This is a genomic window from Coprococcus sp. AF102-57, from assembly GCF_027686195.1.
In the GTDB taxonomy this organism is placed as follows: Bacteria; Bacillota; Clostridia; order Lachnospirales; family Lachnospiraceae; genus Allocoprococcus; species Allocoprococcus comes.
In genome coordinates this window covers 18,157-38,879 of the sequence record NZ_JAQCSY010000011.1, presented here as the reverse complement: position 1 = coordinate 38,879, position 20,723 = coordinate 18,157, and the positions used below count along the sequence as shown (strand labels likewise).

At 44.2% G+C, this 20,723-nt stretch carries 18 protein-coding genes; 17 read left to right on the top strand and 1 reads right to left on the bottom strand.

The window, feature by feature from the left end:
- The first annotated feature begins 173 nt into the window (after positions 1-173).
- The 12 genes from PGZ10_RS08745 to PGZ10_RS08690 all read left to right on the top strand — a co-directional run bounded on the left by PGZ10_RS08745 (position 174) and on the right by PGZ10_RS08690 (position 13,853).
- Entirely contained in the window at positions 174-1,361 is a 1,188-nt protein-coding gene (locus PGZ10_RS08745; protein WP_008372212.1) for an acetate kinase, read from the top strand.
- Positions 1,362-1,458: 97 nt separating this feature from the next.
- Positions 1,459-1,986, top strand: coding sequence for a YceD family protein (locus PGZ10_RS08740; RefSeq protein WP_055156626.1), 528 nt, complete (start codon positions 1,459-1,461; stop codon positions 1,984-1,986).
- A gap of 3 nt (positions 1,987-1,989) precedes the next feature.
- On the top strand, positions 1,990-2,172 hold the full coding sequence (rpmF, locus tag PGZ10_RS08735) for a 50S ribosomal protein L32 (RefSeq protein WP_008372209.1): 183 nt from the start codon (positions 1,990-1,992) through the stop codon (positions 2,170-2,172).
- 141 nt (positions 2,173-2,313) lie between these two features.
- Positions 2,314-3,339 carry a phosphate acyltransferase PlsX gene (gene plsX / locus PGZ10_RS08730; RefSeq protein WP_022219879.1) on the top strand — a complete coding sequence of 342 codons (1,026 nt, stop codon included), beginning with the start codon at positions 2,314-2,316 and terminating at the stop codon, positions 3,337-3,339.
- Between the two features lie 21 nt (positions 3,340-3,360).
- Positions 3,361-3,591, top strand: coding sequence for an acyl carrier protein (gene acpP, locus PGZ10_RS08725; RefSeq protein ID WP_008372189.1), 231 nt, complete (start codon positions 3,361-3,363; stop codon positions 3,589-3,591).
- A 67-nt stretch (positions 3,592-3,658) separates the two neighbouring features.
- Positions 3,659-4,354 carry a ribonuclease III gene (gene rnc / locus PGZ10_RS08720; RefSeq protein ID WP_270541157.1) on the top strand — a complete coding sequence of 232 codons (696 nt, stop codon included), beginning with the start codon at positions 3,659-3,661 and terminating at the stop codon, positions 4,352-4,354.
- Between the two features lie 7 nt (positions 4,355-4,361).
- Positions 4,362-7,922 carry a chromosome segregation protein SMC gene (smc, locus tag PGZ10_RS08715; protein ID WP_270541155.1) on the top strand — a complete coding sequence of 1,187 codons (3,561 nt, stop codon included), beginning with the start codon at positions 4,362-4,364 and terminating at the stop codon, positions 7,920-7,922.
- A gap of 16 nt (positions 7,923-7,938) precedes the next feature.
- Complete coding sequence (gene ftsY, locus PGZ10_RS08710; protein WP_022219882.1) at positions 7,939-8,892, top strand: signal recognition particle-docking protein FtsY; 954 nt, start codon at positions 7,939-7,941, stop codon at positions 8,890-8,892.
- Between the two features lie 4 nt (positions 8,893-8,896).
- Positions 8,897-10,111 (top strand): threonine ammonia-lyase, encoded by a 1,215-nt coding sequence (gene ilvA, locus PGZ10_RS08705; RefSeq protein ID WP_008372180.1) that lies wholly within the window; start codon positions 8,897-8,899, stop codon positions 10,109-10,111.
- Positions 10,112-10,587: 476 nt separating this feature from the next.
- On the top strand, positions 10,588-11,976 hold the full coding sequence (locus tag PGZ10_RS08700) for a 2-isopropylmalate synthase (protein WP_118217800.1): 1,389 nt from the start codon (positions 10,588-10,590) through the stop codon (positions 11,974-11,976).
- Between the two features lie 22 nt (positions 11,977-11,998).
- The gene (locus PGZ10_RS08695) at positions 11,999-12,637 is read left to right on the top strand and encodes a GntR family transcriptional regulator (protein WP_055248874.1); all 639 of its coding nucleotides are present in this window, start codon (positions 11,999-12,001) and stop codon (positions 12,635-12,637) included.
- A 19-nt stretch (positions 12,638-12,656) separates the two neighbouring features.
- Positions 12,657-13,853 carry an NADP-dependent isocitrate dehydrogenase gene (locus tag PGZ10_RS08690; RefSeq protein WP_055156697.1) on the top strand — a complete coding sequence of 399 codons (1,197 nt, stop codon included), beginning with the start codon at positions 12,657-12,659 and terminating at the stop codon, positions 13,851-13,853.
- Between the two features lie 57 nt (positions 13,854-13,910).
- Here the strand turns inward: PGZ10_RS08690 and PGZ10_RS08685 are convergent, their stop codons facing one another.
- Entirely contained in the window at positions 13,911-15,818 is a 1,908-nt protein-coding gene (locus tag PGZ10_RS08685) for an ABC-F family ATP-binding cassette domain-containing protein (protein WP_195250008.1), read from the bottom strand.
- 158 nt (positions 15,819-15,976) lie between these two features.
- Between PGZ10_RS08685 and PGZ10_RS08680 the strand changes: the two genes are divergently transcribed.
- The 5 genes from PGZ10_RS08680 (at position 15,977) to PGZ10_RS08660 (ending at position 20,691) form a co-directional block, all read left to right on the top strand.
- Entirely contained in the window at positions 15,977-16,624 is a 648-nt protein-coding gene (locus PGZ10_RS08680; protein ID WP_022219887.1) for a redox-sensing transcriptional repressor Rex, read from the top strand.
- A gap of 80 nt (positions 16,625-16,704) precedes the next feature.
- Entirely contained in the window at positions 16,705-18,228 is a 1,524-nt protein-coding gene (locus PGZ10_RS08675; RefSeq protein ID WP_022219888.1) for a bifunctional ADP-dependent NAD(P)H-hydrate dehydratase/NAD(P)H-hydrate epimerase, read from the top strand.
- Positions 18,225-19,388 carry an alanine racemase gene (gene alr, locus PGZ10_RS08670; protein WP_195250006.1) on the top strand — a complete coding sequence of 388 codons (1,164 nt, stop codon included), beginning with the start codon at positions 18,225-18,227 and terminating at the stop codon, positions 19,386-19,388. Before PGZ10_RS08675 ends, alr begins: the two co-directional genes overlap by 4 nt.
- A gap of 90 nt (positions 19,389-19,478) precedes the next feature.
- Positions 19,479-19,826: a type II toxin-antitoxin system PemK/MazF family toxin gene (locus PGZ10_RS08665; protein ID WP_022219890.1), complete on the top strand. Its 348-nt coding sequence runs from the start codon at positions 19,479-19,481 to the stop codon at positions 19,824-19,826.
- 22 nt (positions 19,827-19,848) lie between these two features.
- Positions 19,849-20,691, top strand: coding sequence for a hemolysin family protein (locus PGZ10_RS08660; RefSeq protein ID WP_022219891.1), 843 nt, complete (start codon positions 19,849-19,851; stop codon positions 20,689-20,691).
- Positions 20,692-20,723: the final 32 nt, after the last annotated feature.

Below are 20,723 nucleotides of genomic sequence, written 5' to 3'. Positions count from 1 at the left end.
GTTTGTGAAAAGATTATACTATAAAAAGAGTTTTTGTGCAAAAAACATTGTACTGGAAAATATTACGTGAAAAAAATAACATTACTTGTATACAATGTGTGCAAGGAGTATAATTAAGAATAGAGTGTGAGTTCTAATAAAGAAAATTCTAGTACCAGAAGGGAGAAACATCAATGAATGTATTAGTAATCAACTGCGGAAGTTCATCACTGAAGTTCCAGCTCATCAACTCAGAATCGGAGGCGGTTCTCGCAAAAGGTCTTTGCGAAAGAATCGGTATTGACGGAAGACTTACCTATCAGCCGGCAGGTGGAGAGAAGAATGTATCTGAAAAGGCTATGCCTACACATACAGAAGCAATCCAGTTCGTAATCGACGCGCTGACAGATGCAGATACAGGTGTTGTTAAGAGCCTTGACGAAATCGGAGCAGTCGGACATCGTGTTGTTCACGGCGGAGAAAAGTTTGCAAAATCTGTAGTTGTAACACCGGAAGTAAAAGCTGCGATCGCAGAGTGCAATGACCTTGCACCACTTCACAACCCGGCAAACCTAATCGGAATCGAAGCTTGTGAAAGTCTGATGCCGGGCACACCACAGGTTGTTGTATTTGATACTGCTTTTCATCAGACAATGCCTGAGAAAGCTTATATGTATGGACTTCCATATGAATATTATGAAAAATACAAAGTAAGACGTTACGGATTCCACGGAACAAGCCACAGCTTCGTATCTAAGAGAGTAGCTGAGATTGTTGGAAAACCATACAACGCAACAAAGACGATCGTATGCCATCTTGGTAATGGAGCATCTGTTTCAGCAGTGCTTAACGGAGAATCAGTAGATACCTCTATGGGACTTACTCCGTTGGAAGGTCTTGTAATGGGAACACGTTCCGGAGATATTGATCCGGCGATCATGGAATTCATTGCTAAGAAAGAAAACCTTGACATTGCAGGAATTATGAATGTCCTGAACAAGAAATCAGGTGTGGAAGGTGTATCCGGTGTATCCAGCGACTTCCGTGATCTTGAGGCAGCAGCAAAAGCAGGCAACAAGCGTGCAGAACTTGCAATCGACGTATTTGCATACAGAGTAGCAAAATATGTTGGTGCTTACACAGCAGCAATGAACGGTGTTGATAATATCGTATTTACAGCAGGTATCGGTGAGAACTGTGCACTTGTAAGAACAAAAGTCTGCAGCTATCTTGGATATCTTGGAATTACAATCGATGAAGAAGCAAATGGAAAACGTGGAGAAGAGATCGTAATCTCTACACCAGATTCCAAAGTGAAAGTTCTTGTAGTTCCGACAAACGAAGAACTTGCAATTGCAAGAGAGACAGTTGCACTTGTATAACAGAAGAAATTAGAAAAAACCTTAAAATCTGTAAATCATCCTTGACAAAAAGAATTTACATGGTATAATAGTTTAGGTGTGAACAGGAGAAAGAATTATGTTAATTGACCTGTCCGAAGTCTTATCTGAACCGCATAAGTCCATTGACGAAGTGGTCGGCACTGAGATGAAAGAAGTGAAGGTGAACGGAAGCAGATTTCCGGTAAGCCGGACACAGCCTGTGCATATTCATGTCGAGTATGCCGGCGAAAAAAAACTTCATATCAGTTGTGAGACAAGTCTTACGGTAATCATTCCGTGTGACAGATGTCTTACAGATGTACCGACAGATTTCACGCTTTCCTTTGAAAAGCAGGTGAATACAGCTCTGGCAGACGGAGAAGATGATGGCGAATCCGATGAAGCGAATTACATTGACGGATATCATCTTGATGTGGAGCAGCTGCTCTATAACGAGATTTTAGTAGGGTGGCCGATGAAAGTTCTATGTAGCGAAGACTGTAAAGGGATTTGCAGTGTATGTGGTCAGAACTTGAATGAGGGAAGCTGCGACTGCGAAGACACCAGTCTTGACCCTAGAATGTCAGTTATCCGCGATCTTTACAAGAATTTTAAGGAGGTGTAACCTATGTCAATTTGTCCAAAGAATAAATCTTCTAAAGCAAGAAGAGACAAGAGAAGAGCAAACTGGAAAATGAGCGCACCGAATCTGGTGAAATGCAGCAAATGTGGAGAACTTATGATGCCACACAGAGTTTGCAAAGCTTGTGGATCTTACAACAAGAGAGAAATCGTTACTGTAGAAAACTAATTAAAAAAAGCTATAGTACAGGAGTTAGGCGTATTGCTTAACTCCTTTTCTTTTTCCTAATTTTCCTAAATCTGCTAAATATTATTGATTTTTACGGTCATGTCTAGTAGAATTGGTTTAGTAATGCTGGGAGGTAACAGTATGAAAGAAATAACAAAAGTTGTTGTCGATGCAATGGGCGGAGACAACGCACCGCATGAGATCATCAAAGGTGCGGTCGAGGCGGTCGGGAAGTCAGATGCGATCCATGTGATCCTGGTCGGAAAAGAAGATGTCATCAATCAGGAACTTTCCGGGTACACATATAATAAAGAACAGATTTCGGTTGTTCATACATCGGAAGTAATTGAGACAGCAGAACCGCCGGTTATGGCGATCCGCAGAAAGAAAGACTCATCCATTGTGGTAGGTCTTAAGATGGTGAAGGATAAAGAAGCTGACGCTTTTGTTTCAGCAGGAAGTTCCGGTGCGGTTCTTGCCGGGGGACAGCTTCTGGTTGGACGTATCAAAGGGGTGGAAAGACCACCGCTTGCACCGCTGATCCCGACAGAAAAAGGATTCTCCATTTTGATCGACTGTGGGGCGAATGTAGATGCAAGACCTTCACATCTGGTGCAGTTTGCCAAGATGGGTTCGATCTATATGGAACATATTATGGGAGTCAAGAATCCGAAGGTTGCGATCGTCAATATCGGAGCTGAGGAAGAAAAGGGTAATGCCCTGGTCAAGGAGACTTTTCCTATGCTGAAAGAATGTAAGGATATTAACTTTATCGGAAGCATCGAAGCGAGAGAAATCCCTCACGGACAGGCAGATGTTATCGTCTGTGAAGCATTTACCGGCAACGTGATCCTGAAACTCTATGAAGGAGTAGCATCGGTTCTTGTAAGCAAGATTAAAGGTGGTATGAAGCAGAATCTCCGCGGCATGATTGGTGGACTTCTGGTTAAGCCGGTGCTGAAAAAGACTATGAAGGATTTTGACGCAAGTGAGTACGGTGGAGCACCACTGCTTGGACTCACCGGTCTGGTAGTAAAGACACACGGCAGTTCCAAGGCAAAAGAAGTCTGCAATTCAATTTTGCAGTGCGTAACCTTCAAAGAAGAAGGAATCAATGAAAAGATCAAAGAATGTATTCAGGCGGAAGAAAAATCCGCACAGGAATAAGCTCAGAAAGGATTAAGAATTATGGAATTTGAAAAACTGAAAGACATTATTGTTGATGTGATGGGATGTAACCCGGATGAAATTACGATGGACACTACATTTGTAGATGATCTGGGAGCTGATTCGCTTGATATTTTCCAGATTATTATGGGAATTGAAGATGCATTTGATATCGAAATTGAAAATGAAGATGCAGAAAAGATCGCAACAGTAGGTGATGCTGTAGAACAGATCAAGAACGCTGTTAACTAGGGAAAATGATTACAGGGGACATCCCCATTTTTTGGGAGTGTCCTTTTTTAAAATTGGAGGAGCAATCATGAGCAGAAATGTAAAGGAACTGGAAGAAAAAATCGGCTACAATTTCAAGAACAGCCATTTGCTCAGACATGCTGTGACGCACAGCTCTTATGTGAATGAAAAGCATATGAAGAAGGCAGACTGTAATGAACGTCTGGAATTCCTTGGAGATGCTGTTCTGGAACTGATTTCAAGCGAATATCTTTTTTTCGAGAACCAGACAATGCCGGAAGGAGAACTGACTAAGTTAAGAGCAAGCATGGTATGCGAGAAGGCACTTGCATTTTGTGCGCGGGATCTGGAACTTGGAAGTTATCTGCTGCTTGGGAAAGGTGAGGACGCGACCGGTGGAAGATTCAGAGAGTCTATTACCTCGGATGCATTGGAAGCACTGATTGGTGCGATTTATCTGGATGGTGGTTTTGCTAATGCGAAAGAGTTTATTTTAAAATATATTTTAAACGACCTGGAAGGGAAACGGCTCTTTTATGATAGCAAGACTATCCTGCAGGAAATGGTACAGGGCGGTCAGGAAAAAGGAATTGTCTACCAGCTGGTAGGAGAAGAGGGACCGGACCACAATAAATCCTTCCGTGTAGAGGTTGTGATCGGCGGAGAAGCCTTTGGATGTGGTATCGGAAGGACCAAAAAGGCTGCCGAACAGGAAGCGGCTTATCAGGCAATCCTGAAGCTGAAAGAAGGAAAGGTACAGTAGGTGAGGCATGTATTTAAAAAGTATTGAAGTACAGGGATTCAAGTCTTTTGCAAATAAGATTGTCTTTGAATTTCATAACGGGATCACCGGAATCGTCGGACCGAACGGAAGTGGGAAAAGTAACGTGGCGGATGCCGTCCGCTGGGTACTCGGAGAGCAGAAGGTGAAGCAGCTCCGTGGAGGTACGATGCAGGATGTTATTTTTTCCGGTACGGAAAACCGAAAACCCCTCAGCTACGCATCGGTTGCGATTACACTGGATAATTCAGATCACAAACTCCCGGTGGAGTTTGAAGAGGTTAAAGTCACAAGAAAGTTGTACCGTTCGGGGGAAAGTGAATACCTGATCAACGGCAGTGTCTGCAGGCTCAAAGATATCAATGAGATGTTTTATGATACAGGTATCGGAAAAGAAGGATATTCGATCATCGGACAGGGACAGATTGACAAGATCCTGAGCGGTAAGCCGGAAGAGAGACGAGAGCTTTTTGATGAGGCGGCCGGGATTGTCAAATTTAAGCGCCGCAAGGCGTTATCTCTTCGCAAACTGGAAGAAGAGCAGAGCAATCTGGTCCGTGTTAATGATATTTTGGGAGAGTTGGAAAAGCAGTTTGGTCCACTTCAGAAACAGTCGGAGACAGCGAAGGAATATCTGAAAAAGAGAGAAGAACTGAAGCATTATGACATCAATATGTTCCTGGTGGAGATGAAACGTCTGAAGGGGCAGATCCGGGAAAACGATGAGAAGCTGAAGATTGCGCAGGATGAACTCACTGAAGCCGGCAAAAAGCATGAAAATATGAAGGCACAGTATGAGAAGATCGAGCAGGAAGTAGATGAGATCGACGCCGGAATCGAGCATGCAAAAAGCCAGAGAAATGAGACAACACTTCTGAAGCAGCAGTTGGAAAACCAGATCGAGCTTTTAAAAGAGCAGATCAACAGTGTCCGTATGAATGATGAACACTATGAAAAACGCGCAAACGATATTCAGGCAGAGCTTGCAAACCGTGAAAGGCAGAAATCCGAACTGGAAGAAGAAAAAGCAGAGATCGACAGACATCTTGCAGCAGCATCTGAGAGACAAAAGCAGGCAGGAGAGGAGCTGACTGCCCTGCAGAGCCGGATTGCAGAGATGACAGTGGAGATTGAAAAGAATCAGAACGATATCCGTGAGCTTCTGAATAACCGTGCATCCACGAAGGCAAAGCTGCAGCATTATGAAACGACGCTTGAACAGATCAAGGTACGCCGGGCACTGCTTTACAAACGTCTGGTAGAAGCGGAGAGTGATGTACAGAGGCAACAGGAACTTGCCGCGCAGTATACGGAAGAACTGAAGGCAGTATCAGGGAAGATCACGGATTCTGTAGAACAGATCAAAAACTATGAAACAGAGATTGCCGGACTGCAAAAAGAGATCGGACAGGCAAATGAAAACCTGCGAAACAGGCAGAATGCTTATCACAGGGAGTACTCTCGTCTGGAGTCTCTGAGGAACCTTACGGAGCGTTACGATGGTTATGGGAACAGTATCCGTCGTGTGATGGAGCAGAAAAGCCGTGAGCCGAAAATCCTGGGGGTTGTGGCTGATCTGATCAAAGTAGATAAAAAATATGAGACTGCGGTGGAGATCGCACTTGGAGGCAGTATCCAGAATATTGTTACTGCAGACGAAGAGACTGCAAAAAAAATGATTGGTTATCTGAAGCAGAACCGGTATGGCCGTGCAACTTTCCTTCCATTGACAGCGATTCATGGGGGACAGGGATTTGCCAGGGCAGAAGCCCTTCGCGAGCCGGGTGTGATCGGCACGGCGGACAAGCTGGTAACGGTAGAAGATAAATTTACATCTCTTGCAGAGCATCTTCTTGGAAGAACTCTTGTGGCAGACAACATTGATACTGGGATCCGCCTGGCAAGAAAGTATCGTCAGTCTCTGCGTATCGTTACGCTGGAAGGAGATCTGATCAATCCTGGCGGAGCAATGAGTGGTGGAGCATTTAAGAATTCCAGTAATCTGCTCAGCAGAAGACGTGAGATTGAAGAACTGGAAAAGACGGTTGCGCGTCTGAAAACAGAACTCCAGAAATCGGAAGCAGAAGTTGCGGCCGCAAAGGAGAAGCGGACGGCGCTGTATGCAAAGGTGGAAGAAATCCAGCAGGAGTTGCAGAATGACTATGTGGTTCAAAATACTGCGAAGATGAATCTGGACCAGGTAAAAAGCCTTCAAAATGTGACCAGAGAAAATTCAGAAGGAATTTATGCGGAGCGCAAAAAACTGGAAGAACAGGTTCATGAGATCGAGGAAAACGAAGAATCGATCAAAATGGAGCTGGAGACCAGCCAGCAACTGGAGGACGAGCTGACACGCCAGATGGAAAGCTCACAGAAGTGGCTGGAAAAAGAGCGTGAGGCAGAAGCGGCAGAAGTGCGCAAAAATGAAAATATTCACCTCAGTTTTGCTGCATTGGAGCAGAAAAAAGATTTTATCGAGGAGAATTTTGTCCGTATCCGGGAAGAGATGGGAAAATTCCAGGAAGAGCTTGCCACTTTAAATGCAAGCAAAGGAGAGAATCACGGTGAAATAGAGCAAAAGGAAGCACAGATTACCGAGATTCGGCAGACGATAGAGAATTCAAAGGAATTATTTGAGGAAATCAACAAAGAGATCGAAGAATCGCAGAAAAAGCGGGAAGAACTGAATCAGAAGCATAAGGCATTCCTGAAAAAGCGAGAAGATCTGGCAGCCCATATGGCAGAGCTTGATAAAGAATCCTTCCGGCTTACCAGCAAGAAAGAAGGCTACGAGGAAGCTTTGGAAAAGCAGATCAATTATATGTGGGAAGAGTACGAACTGACGTATAATCATGCACTGGAAATCCGGGATGAGAGTCTGACAGATCCTGCCGAGATGCGAAGGCGGATCCAGGAATTAAAGACGGAGATCCGGAAACTCGGATCGGTGAACGTCAATGCGATCGAAGATTTTAAAAATCTTTCCGAGCGGTATGAATTTATGAAAACGCAGCATGATGATTTGGTAGAGGCAGAAGCAACGCTCAAGAAGATCATTGAAGAGCTGGACGAGGCGATGCGCAAGCAGTTTACTGAGCAGTTTGCAAAGATCAGCCAGGAGTTTAATCAGGTGTTCAAACAACTATTCGGTGGTGGAAAAGGAACTCTGGAACTGATGGATGATGAGGATGTGCTGGAAGCCGGAATTCGGATTATTGCGCAGCCGCCGGGTAAAAAACTTCAGAATATGATGCAGCTTTCCGGTGGAGAAAAGGCGTTGACGGCGATTTCGCTGCTGTTTGCAATCCAGAATCTGAAACCTTCCCCGTTTTGTCTGCTGGATGAGATCGAGGCGGCACTGGATGATTCTAATGTCACGAGATTTGCACAGTATTTGCACAAGCTGACGAAAAATACACAGTTTATCGTCATTACACACCGTCGCGGTACGATGACAGCGGCAGACCGGCTGTATGGGATCACTATGCAGGAAAAAGGGGTATCAACGCTGGTATCTGTGGATCTTCTGGAAGATGAGCTTACAAAGTAGTGGATAGGAGGATATGATGGCAGAAGAAAAAATGGGATTTTTTAAACGTCTGGTAGCAGGACTTAACAAGACGCGCGATAATATCGTGTCTGGAATGGACAGTATTTTTCATGGATTTTCAAAGATAGATGAGGACTTTTATGAGGAACTGGAAGAGGTTCTGATCATGGGAGATCTGGGGGTAAAAGCAACTTACGCGATTCTTGATGATCTTCGTAAAAAAGTAAAAGAACAGCATATCAAAGAGCCGATTGAGTGCAGACAGCTCCTGATCGACAGTATCAAAGAGCAGATGGATGTAGGCGAGACAGCTTATGAATTTGAAAACCAGACTTCTGTTGTTCTGGTGATCGGAGTAAATGGAGTCGGAAAGACGACTACTATCGGAAAACTTGCCGGTAAGATGAGAGGTCAGGGCAAGAAAGTTGTGCTTGCTGCAGCAGATACTTTCCGTGCAGCTGCGGGCGATCAATTAAAGGAATGGGCACATCGTTCGGATGCAGATCTGATCGGCGGACAGGAAGGTGCAGATCCGGCAGCCATCGTTTATGATGCGGTAGCGGCTGCAAAAGCGAGAAAGGCAGATATCCTTCTGGTGGATACAGCCGGAAGACTTCACAATAAAAAGAACCTGATGGAGGAACTGAAGAAGATTAACCGTGTGCTGGAAAGAGAATATCCGGAAGCATACAGGGAAACTTTGGTCGTTCTGGATGCAACGACCGGACAGAATGCACTTTCACAGGCAAAAGAATTCAGTGATGTTGCGGATATTACAGGAATTATCCTGACTAAGATGGATGGAACGGCCAAAGGTGGAATTGCAGTTGCAATTCAGGCAGAGCTTGGAATTCCTGTTAAATATATAGGTGTCGGTGAGACAATCGATGATCTGCAGAAATTCGATTCTGACGAATTTGTACAGGCATTATTTACAACAGAAGAAAAGAAGGAAGAAGGAGAAGAATAATAATATGCTGACATTGGAAAAATTTGAAGAAGCAAGCGAGATCGTAAAACGTGTGACACGTCCGACAAAGCTTATCTACAGTGAGTATCTCAGTAGTCAGACCGGGGGAAAGGTCTATTTGAAACCGGAAAATATGCAGTACACAGGTGCATACAAATTAAGAGGAGCTTATTACAAGATCAGCACACTTTCTGAGGAAGATCGTGCAAAAGGTCTGATCACAGCTTCAGCAGGAAACCATGCGCAGGGTGTGGCATATGCGGCAAAAGCGTTTGGATGTAAGGCGACGATTGTTATGCCAACTGTCACTCCGCTGATCAAGGTAAACCGTACCAAGAGCTATGGCGCCGAGGTTGTTTTACACGGAGATGTCTATGACGATGCCTGTGCAAAGGCCTATGAGCTTGCAGAAGAGTACGGATATACTTTTGTACATCCGTTTGATGATCTGGATGTAGCTACCGGACAGGGAACGATTGCAATGGAAATTGTCCAGGAACTCCCGACCGTTGATTATATCCTTGCACCGATCGGGGGCGGCGGACTGATCACAGGTGTATCTACACTTGCGAAAATGCTGAATCCAAAGATCAAAGTGATTGGTGTGGAACCGGCAGAAGCAGCAAGTATGACTGCTGCAATCGAAGCAGGACATACCGTAACACTTCCAAGTGCCAACACGATCGCAGATGGTACAGCAGTAAAAAAAGTCGGGGAACAGAATCTCCCATACGTCATGGAAAATGTAGACCAGATCGTAACTGTAGAAGACGATGAACTGGTCGGAGCATTCCTTGATATGGTGGAAAACCATAAAATGGTAGTAGAAAACTCCGGTCTTCTTTCCGTTGCAGCTTTAAAACAGCTGGATCTGAAAGGTAAGAAAGTAGTATCTATCTTAAGCGGCGGGAACATGGATGTTATTACCATGTCTTCAGTTGTACAGCACGGACTGATCCAGAGAGACCGTATCTTCTCTGTATCGGTACTTCTTCCGGATAAACCGGGTGAACTGGTAAAAGTGGCACAGACGATTGCAGAAGAGCAGGGAAATGTGATCAAACTGGAACATAATCAGTTTGTAAGTATTAACCGGAATGCGGCTGTGGAGCTTCGTGTGACACTGGAAGCATTTGGAACCGATCATAAGAACCGGATCATTGCGGCATTGGAGGCAGCCGGGTTCAGACCGAAGCTGATCAGTGCGAAGTTATATTAGAATGTTTAAGAGGACAGTCTTATCCCCTGGTGAGGGATGAGGCTGTCTTTTTTTGAAAATAAGGTTGTTAGGTCGGGCGAGAAAAAGAATCTCTTCCAATCCAGGTTGTGCAAACCATTCCGATGAACCTCTGAAGGCGAAAATTATGTCAGCAGAGGCTTCCATAATTTTTGAGTTTCATCTCCATTGCACAAAATAGGATTGGAAGAGATTCTTTTTCTCGCCCGGCCAATGAACGGTATTGGTTAAAAGGGCAGGACTGCTTCATAGTGAGGGAGAGGGGATAGAGACTGCAAATGTGATTGGGTGCTTGTTAAAGACGGGAGATATAGATGGAAAAATATGGAAATTTAACCAATTAGCACTTTAATTGAATGAAATACTGGGTTAAAGCCACGAAATGAGGAAAATGGGGTTGACATCGAAGGTATAGTTGTATACAATAATACAAAAATACAGGTCAGGGAGTGACGGTTATGGAAAATAGAAAGGTTTATCTGGATAAGCATACAAATTTATTGCAACTTGAGGAGCATATGTACCCGCTGGTAGACGTGGACACACCGAATGTGTTCCGGAACCTGTTTCATTATGATGAGATTCCGAAGATTGCGTTTAATGATCGTATTGTACCGCACAGTATGCCGGATGAGATTTGGATCACGGATACGACATTCAGGGATGGACAGCAGTCGAGAGCACCCTATTCAACGGATCAGATTGTAACCATTTTCGATTATATGCACAGGCTTGGAGGTTCGCAGGGGAAGATTCGTCAGAGTGAATTTTTCTTATACAGCAAGAAAGACCGTGATGCCGTATATAAATGTATGGAAAGAGGTTATAAGTTCCCGGAGGTCACAAGCTGGATCCGTGCAAATAAAAAGGATTTTGAGCTGGTAAAAGATCTGGGAATGAAGGAAACCGGAATTCTGGTAAGCTGTTCGGATTATCATATTTTTTATAAACTGAAGATGACAAGACGAGAGGCGATGGAACATTATCTGTCAGTTGTACGTGAATGTCTGGAGACCGGTGTCAGTCCAAGATGTCATCTGGAAGATATTACCAGATCGGATATTTATGGATTTGTCATTCCATTCTGTCTGGAACTGATGCATCTGATGGAAGAATATCAGATTCCGGTGAAGATCCGTGTCTGTGATACAATGGGATACGGAGTCAACTATCCGGGGGCTGTGATTCCTCGTTCCATTCCGGGTATCATTTACGGACTCAGAGTACATGCAGGTGTACCGAGTGAACTGATCGAATTCCACGGACATAATGATTTTTACAAGGCAGTCAACAATTCAACAACGGCCTGGCTTTATGGAGCATGTGGTGTGAACTGTTCCTTGTTTGGAATCGGTGAACGTACCGGCAATACGCCGCTGGAAGCGATGATTTTTGAATATGCGCAGCTTCGCGGAACGCTGGATGGTATGGATACAACGGTGATTACTGAACTGGCAGAATATTATGAAAAAGAGATTGGATACCAGATTCCGCCGCGTACCCCGTTTGTCGGAAAGAATTTCAATGTAACCCGTGCGGGGATCCATGCAGACGGACTGTTAAAGAACGAAGAAATCTACAATGTGTTTGATACCGGCAAGTTTCTGAACCGTCCACCGCTGGTTGCTGTGTCAAATACTTCCGGCCTTGCAGGTATTGCACACTGGATAAATACATATTATCACCTGAAAAATGAGAAACAGGTAGACAAGAATTCCATTTTAGTTGTAGAATTGAAGAAGTGGGTTGACGCGGAATATGAATCCGGCCGTGTGACCGTACTCACAGATCAGGAACTAATCCGGGAGATTGAGAGAATCTGTGACGAAAAGGGGATTACAATCTAACGAAATTCAGGAGAGAGATAAAATGGAAGAGTATTCATTGAGAAGTCAGGTTTTTCAAACTATCAGAGATGACATTCTGAAAGGTAAGTATGAAGAAAATGACGAACTCAGGGAAGCAACATTGGGGAAGGAACTTGGAGTTAGCCGTACACCGGTAAGAGAGGCACTTAGACAGCTGGAACTGGAGGGACTGGTGAACATCATCCCAAATAAAGGAGCTTATGTTACCGGTATTTCCGATAAGGATGTACATGATATTTATATGATTCGTTCCATGCTGGAAGGATTATGTGTCCGTTGGGCAACAGAACATATTACACAGGAGCAGCTGGAAGAACTGGATGAGATCATTCTTTTATCCGAGTATCATATGGATAAAGGACATTCCGATCAGCTGACAGAGCTGGATGGAAGATTCCATCAGATTCTGTATGAGGCATCACAGAGCAGGATTCTGGATCATGTGCTTTCAGATTTTCACAAATATGTACAGCTTGCAAGAAGGACTTCCGTTAAGACAGAAGAGCGTGCGATCAAGTCGATTGGTGAGCATAACGAGATCCTGAATGCCATCAAGGCGAAGGATGCGGAAAAAGCCGGCAATCTGGCAACGATCCATATTATGCATGTTATGGAGAACCTGCATATCGAAGAAAAATAGCCAAAAAGGAGACGAAGTTATGAGTAAAATTCAGATGACGACACCGATTGTTGAGATGGACGGAGATGAGATGACCAGAATTCTCTGGAGGATGATAAAAGATGATCTTCTTCTGCCGTATATTGATCTTAAGACAGATTATTATGATCTTGGATTGGAACACCGCAATGAGACAGATGACCAAGTTACAGTTGATTCGGCTAATGCAACAAAGAAGTACAAAGTAGCAGTCAAATGTGCGACCATTACACCGAATGCGGCAAGAGTAAAAGAATATGAACTCAAAGAGATGTGGAAGAGTCCGAACGGAACAATCCGTGCGATTCTGGATGGAACGGTATTTCGTGCTCCAATCGTGGTAAAAGGAATTGAACCATGTGTAAAGAACTGGAAGAAGCCGATCACGATTGCCCGTCATGCTTATGGGGATGTATATAAAGGAACCGAGATGAAGATTCCGGGACCTGGAAAGGCAGAGCTGGTCTACACGGCACCTGACGGAACAGAGACAAGAGAGCTGATCCATAATTTCGATGGAGCAGGTATTATCCAGGGAATGCACAATATCAATGCATCGATTGAAAGTTTTGCAAGAAGCTGTTTTAGTTATGCACTGGATACAAAGCAGGATCTTTGGTTTGCAACAAAAGATACCATTTCCAAAAAATACGACCATACTTTCAAAGATATCTTCCAGGAGATCTTTGATGCGGAGTATAAGAACCTTTTTGATGAAGCGGGAATTGAATATTTCTACACACTGATCGATGATGCGGTAGCCCGTGTAATGAAGTCAGAGGGTGGTTATATCTGGGCATGTAAGAATTATGACGGGGATGTGATGAGTGATATGGTTTCCTCAGCATTTGGTTCACTTGCCATGATGACATCTGTACTGGTATCACCGGAAGGCTTTTATGAATATGAAGCTGCACATGGAACAGTACAGCGTCATTATTATAAACACCTGAAAGGGGAAGAGACTTCAACAAACTCTGTTGCAACAATTTTTGCATGGACAGGAGCTTTGCGCAAGAGAGGAGAACTGGATGGGAACCAGGAACTGATGGATTTTGCAGACCGTTTGGAAAAAGCAACGATTGATACGATTGAAGAGGGTTATATGACAAAGGATCTGGCAATGATCACAACTCTTCCGGAGGTACATGTACTGAACAGTGAAGGGTTTATTAAAGCGATTGCAGAAAGATTATAAAAAGAGCAGGGAATGCATGAAGGGCGTATCTCTGACAGGAAAATGGGAAGAACTGGCTTATTCAGCCAGTTCTTCCCATTTTTCATAGAGTTCTTCGAGTTCTGCTTCGTTTGCTGCTTTTTCTTTTGCCAGTTCCTGGCATTTAACAGAATTCGTATAGACTTCTTCCTGCATCATCAGTTCATCGATTTTGCCATTACGTGTTTCCAGAACACCGATACGTTCTTCTGTTTTCTTCAGGTCGTTCTGCCTTTTACGGAGACGTGCCTGTTCTTCTTTCTGCTCCTGCCAGCTTAGTTTGGATTCGGAAACCTGCGCCGGTGCGTCTTCGGAAGCAGCTGTGGAAACAGCCGGGGTCAGAAGATCTTTTTTTTCCAGATAATAATCATAGTTGCCGATATAATTTACAAAGGTATTGCCGGTCAGTTCCAGAATACGGGTGGCAGTCTGGTTGATGAAATAACGGTCGTGGGATACATAAAGTATCGTACCGGTATAATCGTTCAGAGCCCGCTCAAGAATTTCTTTGGAAGTGATGTCCAGATGATTGGTCGGCTCATCGAGGATCAGAAAATTTGCATTGGAGAGCATCAGCTTTGCCAGAGATACACGTCCCCTTTCACCACCACTTAAATCACCGATCAGCTTGAAAACATCATCTCCGGTAAAAAGAAAAGCCGCAAGCATGTTCCGGATCTGTGTGTTGGTAAGTGTCGGATAATCATCGGAAATTTCTTCAAAGATCGTCTTATCCATATGAAGGACGTGGTGTTCCTGATCGTAGTAACCAATCTCCACATTGGCACCCAGTGTAAAGGAACCGCTGTCTGCCTGGATCACATTGTTCAGAATCTTGAGAAGCGTAGTTTTTCCGGTTCCGTTGTCGCCAATGATGGCTATATGTTCCCCACGCTTGATCTCGAAACTGATATCGGTGAAAAGTGTCTGTGGCGGAAAGGCTTTGCTTAATCCTTTGACAGAAAGGACATCATTGCCACTGACACGGGAAGGCTCCAGCTTCAGATGGATGTCAGTGTTGATCTCCATCGGTTTGTCTACAAGCGTCATCTTGTCCAACATTTTTTCCCGACTTTCGGCACGCTTGATGGATTTCTCACGGTTAAATGAACGGAGCTTTTCGATCACGGCTTCTTGATGTTTGATCTCACGCTGCTGATTCAAGTATTCTTTTAATCTGGCTTCTCTGAGCTGTTCTTTTTTGACAGCAAAATCAGAATAATTGCCCATATAAGTATGAAGCTGTCCCTGCTCGACTTCAATCACCTTTGTAACCACACGGTTCAGGAAATAGCGGTCGTGGGATACGATAAGAACAGCACCCGGATAATTCAGAAGATAGGTTTCCAGCCATGCGATGGAGTTCATATCCAGGTGGTTTGTTGGTTCATCCAGAAGCAGGACGTCAGGCTTGGTAAGAAGGAGTTTGCCAAGAGATACACGGGTCTTCTGACCACCGGATAAAGAATCTACGGGTTTAGTAAATTCTTCTTCTGTAAATCCGAGACCTTTTAGAACGCCGGTAAGCTCACTTTTATAGGCGTAACCGTCTGCGTGCTCAAATGCAGAAGTCAGTCTCTGATAAGTGGCAAGACGTGCTTCAAGAGCATCTCCGGAAAGAGACGGAAGCTCGATCTCGATTGTACGGATCTGCTTTTCCATCTCAATGACTTCGGCTTTTGCCGTGCGGACTTCTTCGTAAATGGTATTGCCGCTTTCCATCTCCTGATGCTGTGCAAGGTAGCCGAGAGTTTTGCCTTTGGTAAGAACAACCGTCCCTGCATCGGGAGAAAGCTGTCCTACGATCATCTTGAGGATCGTGGATTTGCCGGCTCCGTTAATACCTACAATGGCAGCTTTTTCATGGTTCTCTATATGAAAGGATCCGTCTTTTACGATGACCTGATCCCCAAAACTTTTTGACAGATTATGACATGCCAGTATCATTTTTATATCCTCCTGTTAAAGTGGCAATTATGTTACTGCTCACAGTAACATAATTATAGCTGAAATACGACAAAAAACAACTATAAAATTTGACTTTTTCACTGGATTCTTATATAATTAAAAATAATGAGTCAAAAAATAGGAAGGTGGAAGTGAAAGTGGCATCAAGAGAAATATCTCAGGCAGTAATAAGGAGACTTCCGCGGTATTATCGTTATTTAGGGGAACTACTGGAGAGCGGAGTCGAACGGATATCATCCAATGAATTAAGTAAAAGAATGAAAGTAACTGCTTCACAGATCCGTCAGGATCTGAATAATTTTGGTGGATTTGGACAGCAGGGATATGGCTATAATGTAAAGTATCTTTATACAGAGATAGGTAAGATCCTTGGACTGAACGAGAAACATAAATTCGTTATCATTGGAGCAGGAAATCTTGGACAGGCACTGGCGAACTATGCAGCATTTGAAAATCGGGGATTTGTTTTAAAAGGGCTGTTTGACGTAAACCCAAGGCTTGCCGGATTGACGATCCGTGGAGTTGAGATCCGTATGATGGATGAATTGAAGGATTTTGTGAAAGAAAACGATATTGAGATCGGGGTTCTTACGATTCCGAAGACAAAAGCAGTAGAGGTTGCCAATCTCCTGGTAGATAATGGAGTTAAGGCTATCTGGAATTTTGCGCATACAGATCTGAATCTGCCGGATAATATTATTGTGGAGAATGTTCATTTGTCTGAAAGTCTGATGAGATTATCTTATAATATCACCAGATACAATGAAGAACATGAAGGAAAGTAGGCAAAGCAGACCAGAAGGCAGAGGTGCAGGAAAGTTTTTTCCTGCACCTTTTTGAAAATTAAATGTATGGGAGACCGGATATGAAAGAAATACTGACAGCAGATCAGATGAGAAGATCGGATCAGAGAATGATACAGAAGATGCAAGTCCCGTCCCTTGTCCTGATGGAACGGGCGGCACTTCAGTGTGTGGCTGCGATGAAAGCAGAAGACATAGATTTGTCGAAAGCATTGGTCGTGTGTGGAAGTGGCAATAACGGTGGTGACGGATTCGCAATTGCAAGGATGCTCGTAGAAGAAGGAAATCATCCAGATGTAGTATTGGTCGGAAATTATGACCATCGTAGTGAAGAAACAAAAATCCAGATGAAAATTCTGGAAAATCTGGGAATATCTGTAGGAAACAGTTTGCCACAGAAAGAATATAGTGTTATTATAGATGCCGTATTCGGTATTGGCCTATCCCGTGAAATAAAAGGCAGATACGCAGAGGTGATTGATCAGATGAATCGGATGACTGCCTGTAAGGTGGCAGTCGACACTCCTTCAGGGATCCGTTCGGATGATGGAAAAGTGCTTGGAACGGCATTTAAAGCAGATCTTACAGTGACCTTTGCGTTTCAGAAGATGGGACAGATCCTATATCCGGGATGTGAGTATACAGGAAAGCTTGTTACAGCGCCGATCGGAATTACCAGACCGGAGTTTTTTGCGGAAGAAGAAATCTGCATGGCACTTGAAAAATCCGATGTGCCGGCAATGCTGCCGCAAAGGAAACCGGATTCTAATAAAGGGACTTATGGAAAGGTTCTGATGATTACCGGAAGCAAAGGAATGTCCGGTGCTGCATATTTAAGTGCCAGGGCAGCATATCTTTCGGGAGCGGGTCTTGTCCGGATTTATACGGAGGAAAGTAACCGGGCAATCTTACAGGAACTTTTACCGGAGGCGGTAATGACGACCTATTCTCTGGACGAGACAGAATCATTTGAAGAACTTCCGGATTTGCTGGAATGGGCGGATGTGCTCTGTATTGGATGCGGACTCGGTATGGGACCGCATTCGGAGGAATTACTGAAAAAGGTGCTTGAGAATAATAAAACCCCGGCTGTTATTGATGCGGACGGACTGAACCTTCTGGCAAAGACCGATGAGTGGGGGATCGAACAGATTCGGATGAATCCTTCCGGATATGTACTTACTCCACATATGAAAGAAATGTCCAGACTGACCGGATACAGCGTACAGGAATTAAAAGACAACAGAAGAGAGCTATTAAGGAAATATACAGAAAAAGTCCATGCTGTCTGTGTACTGAAAGACAGCAGGACACTTGTGAAAGCGCCAGAGGGAAGGCTTATGATCAATACCACCGGTAATGCGGCAATGGCAAAGGCCGGATCGGGAGATGTGCTTGCAGGAATGATCACCGGACTTATGGCACAGCATATGAGACCGGATGATGCCGCTGTGCTTGGCGTTTATCTGCATGGTCTGTGCGGAGATCATGCCAGAAAAGAACTTGGCTCTTACAGTGTGCTTGCGGGTGATCTCTTGAAAATGCTCGGCAGAACACTTAAGGAATTGGAGGATATGACAGAATGAAGAAATACAGCAGACTGCGTGCGGTGATCGATCTGGATGCGGTGATGTATAACATGGAAATGATGCATGCAAATATAGAAAAAGGAACCAAGATGGTCGTGGTCATCAAGACAGATGGTTATGGTCATGGAGCGGTGCCGATTTCAAGAATGCTGGAAGATGTGGACTATGTCTGGGGCTATGCGGTCGCAACTCTGGATGAAGGTGTTGTACTCAGAAAAGCCGGCATTCAGAAGCCGATTCTTTGCCTGGGATGTATTTTCCCGGACCAGCTGGAAGAGATGATCCGTCATGAGATCCGCATGACAACTTACAGCTATGAGCTTGCGAAGCTTGCGGATGAGACCGCATATCGTATGGGGAAGAAGGCATATCTGCACATTAAGATCGATACTGGAATGTCAAGACTTGGTTTTCCGGTAGCGAAAGAAAGTGTAGAGGAGATCCTTAAGATCGGCAGGCTTGTTTATACGGATTGCGAAGGAATGTTTACCCATTTTTCAAAGGCAGATGAGGCGGATAAGACCACGACACTGGAACAGATCCGTGCTTTTCTGTGGATGAAAGAACATCTTGCAGCAGAAGGTATGGAATTTACTTATTATCATTGTGCAAACAGTGCAAGTATCATTGATATGCCAAAGCTTGGAATGAATCTGGAGAGAGCCGGGATTTCTACCTATGGACTGTATCCGTCAGATGAAGTCAATAAGGAGGCAGTTCCGCTCCGGCCGGCAATGGAGCTGATCGCGCACGTGACTTATGTGAAATGGATTGAAAAGGGTACGGAAGTCAGCTACGGAGGCACCTTTGTTGCCCCGAAAAGGATGCAGATCGCCACAATCCCGACGGGATATGGAGACGGATACCCACGAAGTCTTTCCAACAAAGGATATGTTCTGATCCATGGTCAGAAGGCACCGATCCTTGGCAGAGTCTGTATGGATCAGTTTATGGTAGATGTGACCGGAATTCCGGATGTGAAATTTGGTGACAGGGCAACACTGGTCGGCCACGATGGGGATGCTTATCTTTCAATAGATGAGCTTGCCGGTCTGAGCGGCAGATTTAACTATGAATTTATCTGTGATATCAATAAACGTGTTCCGAGGGAATATCTGCGTGACGGAAAAGTTGTAGAGCAGGTCGATTATTTCTAAAATGCGGGGATGCACTTCGAAAGAGATATGAATACAGCAGGAGAAAGCTGGCAATAATGAAAGTATCTTGATAAGCGGAGTGTGAAAGAAGTGCAGATCAGGCGTGGAGATATTTATTATGCGGATTTAAGTCCGGTAGTCGGTTCGGAGCAGGGCGGTGTGCGTCCGGTTCTTGTCATCCAGAATGATGTCGGGAACCGGCACAGTCCGACCGTTATCTGTGCCGCGATCACTTCAAGGATGAATAAAGCGAAGCTGCCGACACATGTGGAAATCGATGCAAAAAGGTACAGAATCGTTAAGGATTCTGTTGTCCTTCTGGAGCAGATTCGGACTATCGATAAACAGAGACTGAAGGATTACGTGTGCCGGGTAGACAAAGAGCTTATGAGAAAAGTCGATGAAGCGCTGTGCGTCAGCCTGATGCTTCATACATAAAAGAGGAGAAGTATGGAAAGCAATGGAAACGGAAGGTAATTTACTTCAGAAAATGAAAAATGTATTTTCTGACAATGAAGATAAAGAGAAAATTGCAGAAGAAATCATTGAAAAAGTACTGGAAGGCTATGAAAAAGGTGTTCTGACAAGACGTGAGATGAAGATGATCACCAACATTTTTGAATATATGGATTCGGATGCAAAAGATATCATGACGCACCGGAAAAATATCGTAGCACTGGATGGAGAGGAATCTCTGGAAAAAGCACTTACCTTTATGCTGGAGGAGAACAAATCCAGATTCCCGGTTTATGAAGAAGATATTGACAACATTGTGGGGATTCTTCATATCCGGGATGCGATGCAGAGCTACCTGGACGGTCCGGCAAGGAAAAAACCAGTGCATGATCTGAAGGATGCCATCCGTCCGGCAGGATTTATCCCGGAAACAAAGGCGATTGACAAACTGTTTCAACAGATGCAGCAGGACAAGAGCCATATGGTGATCGTGCTGGATGAGTATGGACAGACATCAGGAATCGTAACGATGGAAGATATTGTAGAAGAAATCGTTGGAAATATCCAGGATGAGTATGATGAGGAAGAAGAGCTGATCATCAAACAGGCAGATGGTACATATATCGTGGATGGTATGACACAGCTGGAGGATCTGGAAGAGCTTCTGGGAATCAGTTTCAACGAAGAAGATTACGATACGATCAATGGTTATCTGATCGACTGCCTGGACAGAATTCCTTCGGAAGATGAAGAATGTCAGGTGGAATTCGGAGGCTATCTGTTCCATGTATTGTCAGTTGATAATAATACAATACGCAAAGTCCTTGTCAGTAGGACAAAAAAGTGATAAAATAGTACAATTGAGAATAGTAAAAATAC

Coding starts and splice junctions, on each gene's coding strand:
- PGZ10_RS08745 (WP_008372212.1), top strand. CDS start 174: ATGAATGTATTAGTAATCAACTGCGGAAGTTCATCACTGAAGTTCCAG.
- PGZ10_RS08740 (WP_055156626.1), top strand. CDS start 1,459: ATGTTAATTGACCTGTCCGAAGTCTTATCTGAACCGCATAAGTCCATT.
- rpmF (WP_008372209.1), top strand. CDS start 1,990: ATGTCAATTTGTCCAAAGAATAAATCTTCTAAAGCAAGAAGAGACAAG.
- plsX (WP_022219879.1), top strand. CDS start 2,314: ATGAAAGAAATAACAAAAGTTGTTGTCGATGCAATGGGCGGAGACAAC.
- acpP (WP_008372189.1), top strand. CDS start 3,361: ATGGAATTTGAAAAACTGAAAGACATTATTGTTGATGTGATGGGATGT.
- rnc (WP_270541157.1), top strand. CDS start 3,659: ATGAGCAGAAATGTAAAGGAACTGGAAGAAAAAATCGGCTACAATTTC.
- smc (WP_270541155.1), top strand. CDS start 4,362: ATGTATTTAAAAAGTATTGAAGTACAGGGATTCAAGTCTTTTGCAAAT.
- ftsY (WP_022219882.1), top strand. CDS start 7,939: ATGGCAGAAGAAAAAATGGGATTTTTTAAACGTCTGGTAGCAGGACTT.
- ilvA (WP_008372180.1), top strand. CDS start 8,897: ATGCTGACATTGGAAAAATTTGAAGAAGCAAGCGAGATCGTAAAACGT.
- PGZ10_RS08700 (WP_118217800.1), top strand. CDS start 10,588: ATGGAAAATAGAAAGGTTTATCTGGATAAGCATACAAATTTATTGCAA.
- PGZ10_RS08695 (WP_055248874.1), top strand. CDS start 11,999: ATGGAAGAGTATTCATTGAGAAGTCAGGTTTTTCAAACTATCAGAGAT.
- PGZ10_RS08690 (WP_055156697.1), top strand. CDS start 12,657: ATGAGTAAAATTCAGATGACGACACCGATTGTTGAGATGGACGGAGAT.
- PGZ10_RS08685 (WP_195250008.1), bottom strand. CDS start 15,818: ATGATACTGGCATGTCATAATCTGTCAAAAAGTTTTGGGGATCAGGTC.
- PGZ10_RS08675 (WP_022219888.1), top strand. CDS start 16,705: ATGAAAGAAATACTGACAGCAGATCAGATGAGAAGATCGGATCAGAGA.
- alr (WP_195250006.1), top strand. CDS start 18,225: ATGAAGAAATACAGCAGACTGCGTGCGGTGATCGATCTGGATGCGGTG.
- PGZ10_RS08660 (WP_022219891.1), top strand. CDS start 19,849: ATGGAAACGGAAGGTAATTTACTTCAGAAAATGAAAAATGTATTTTCT.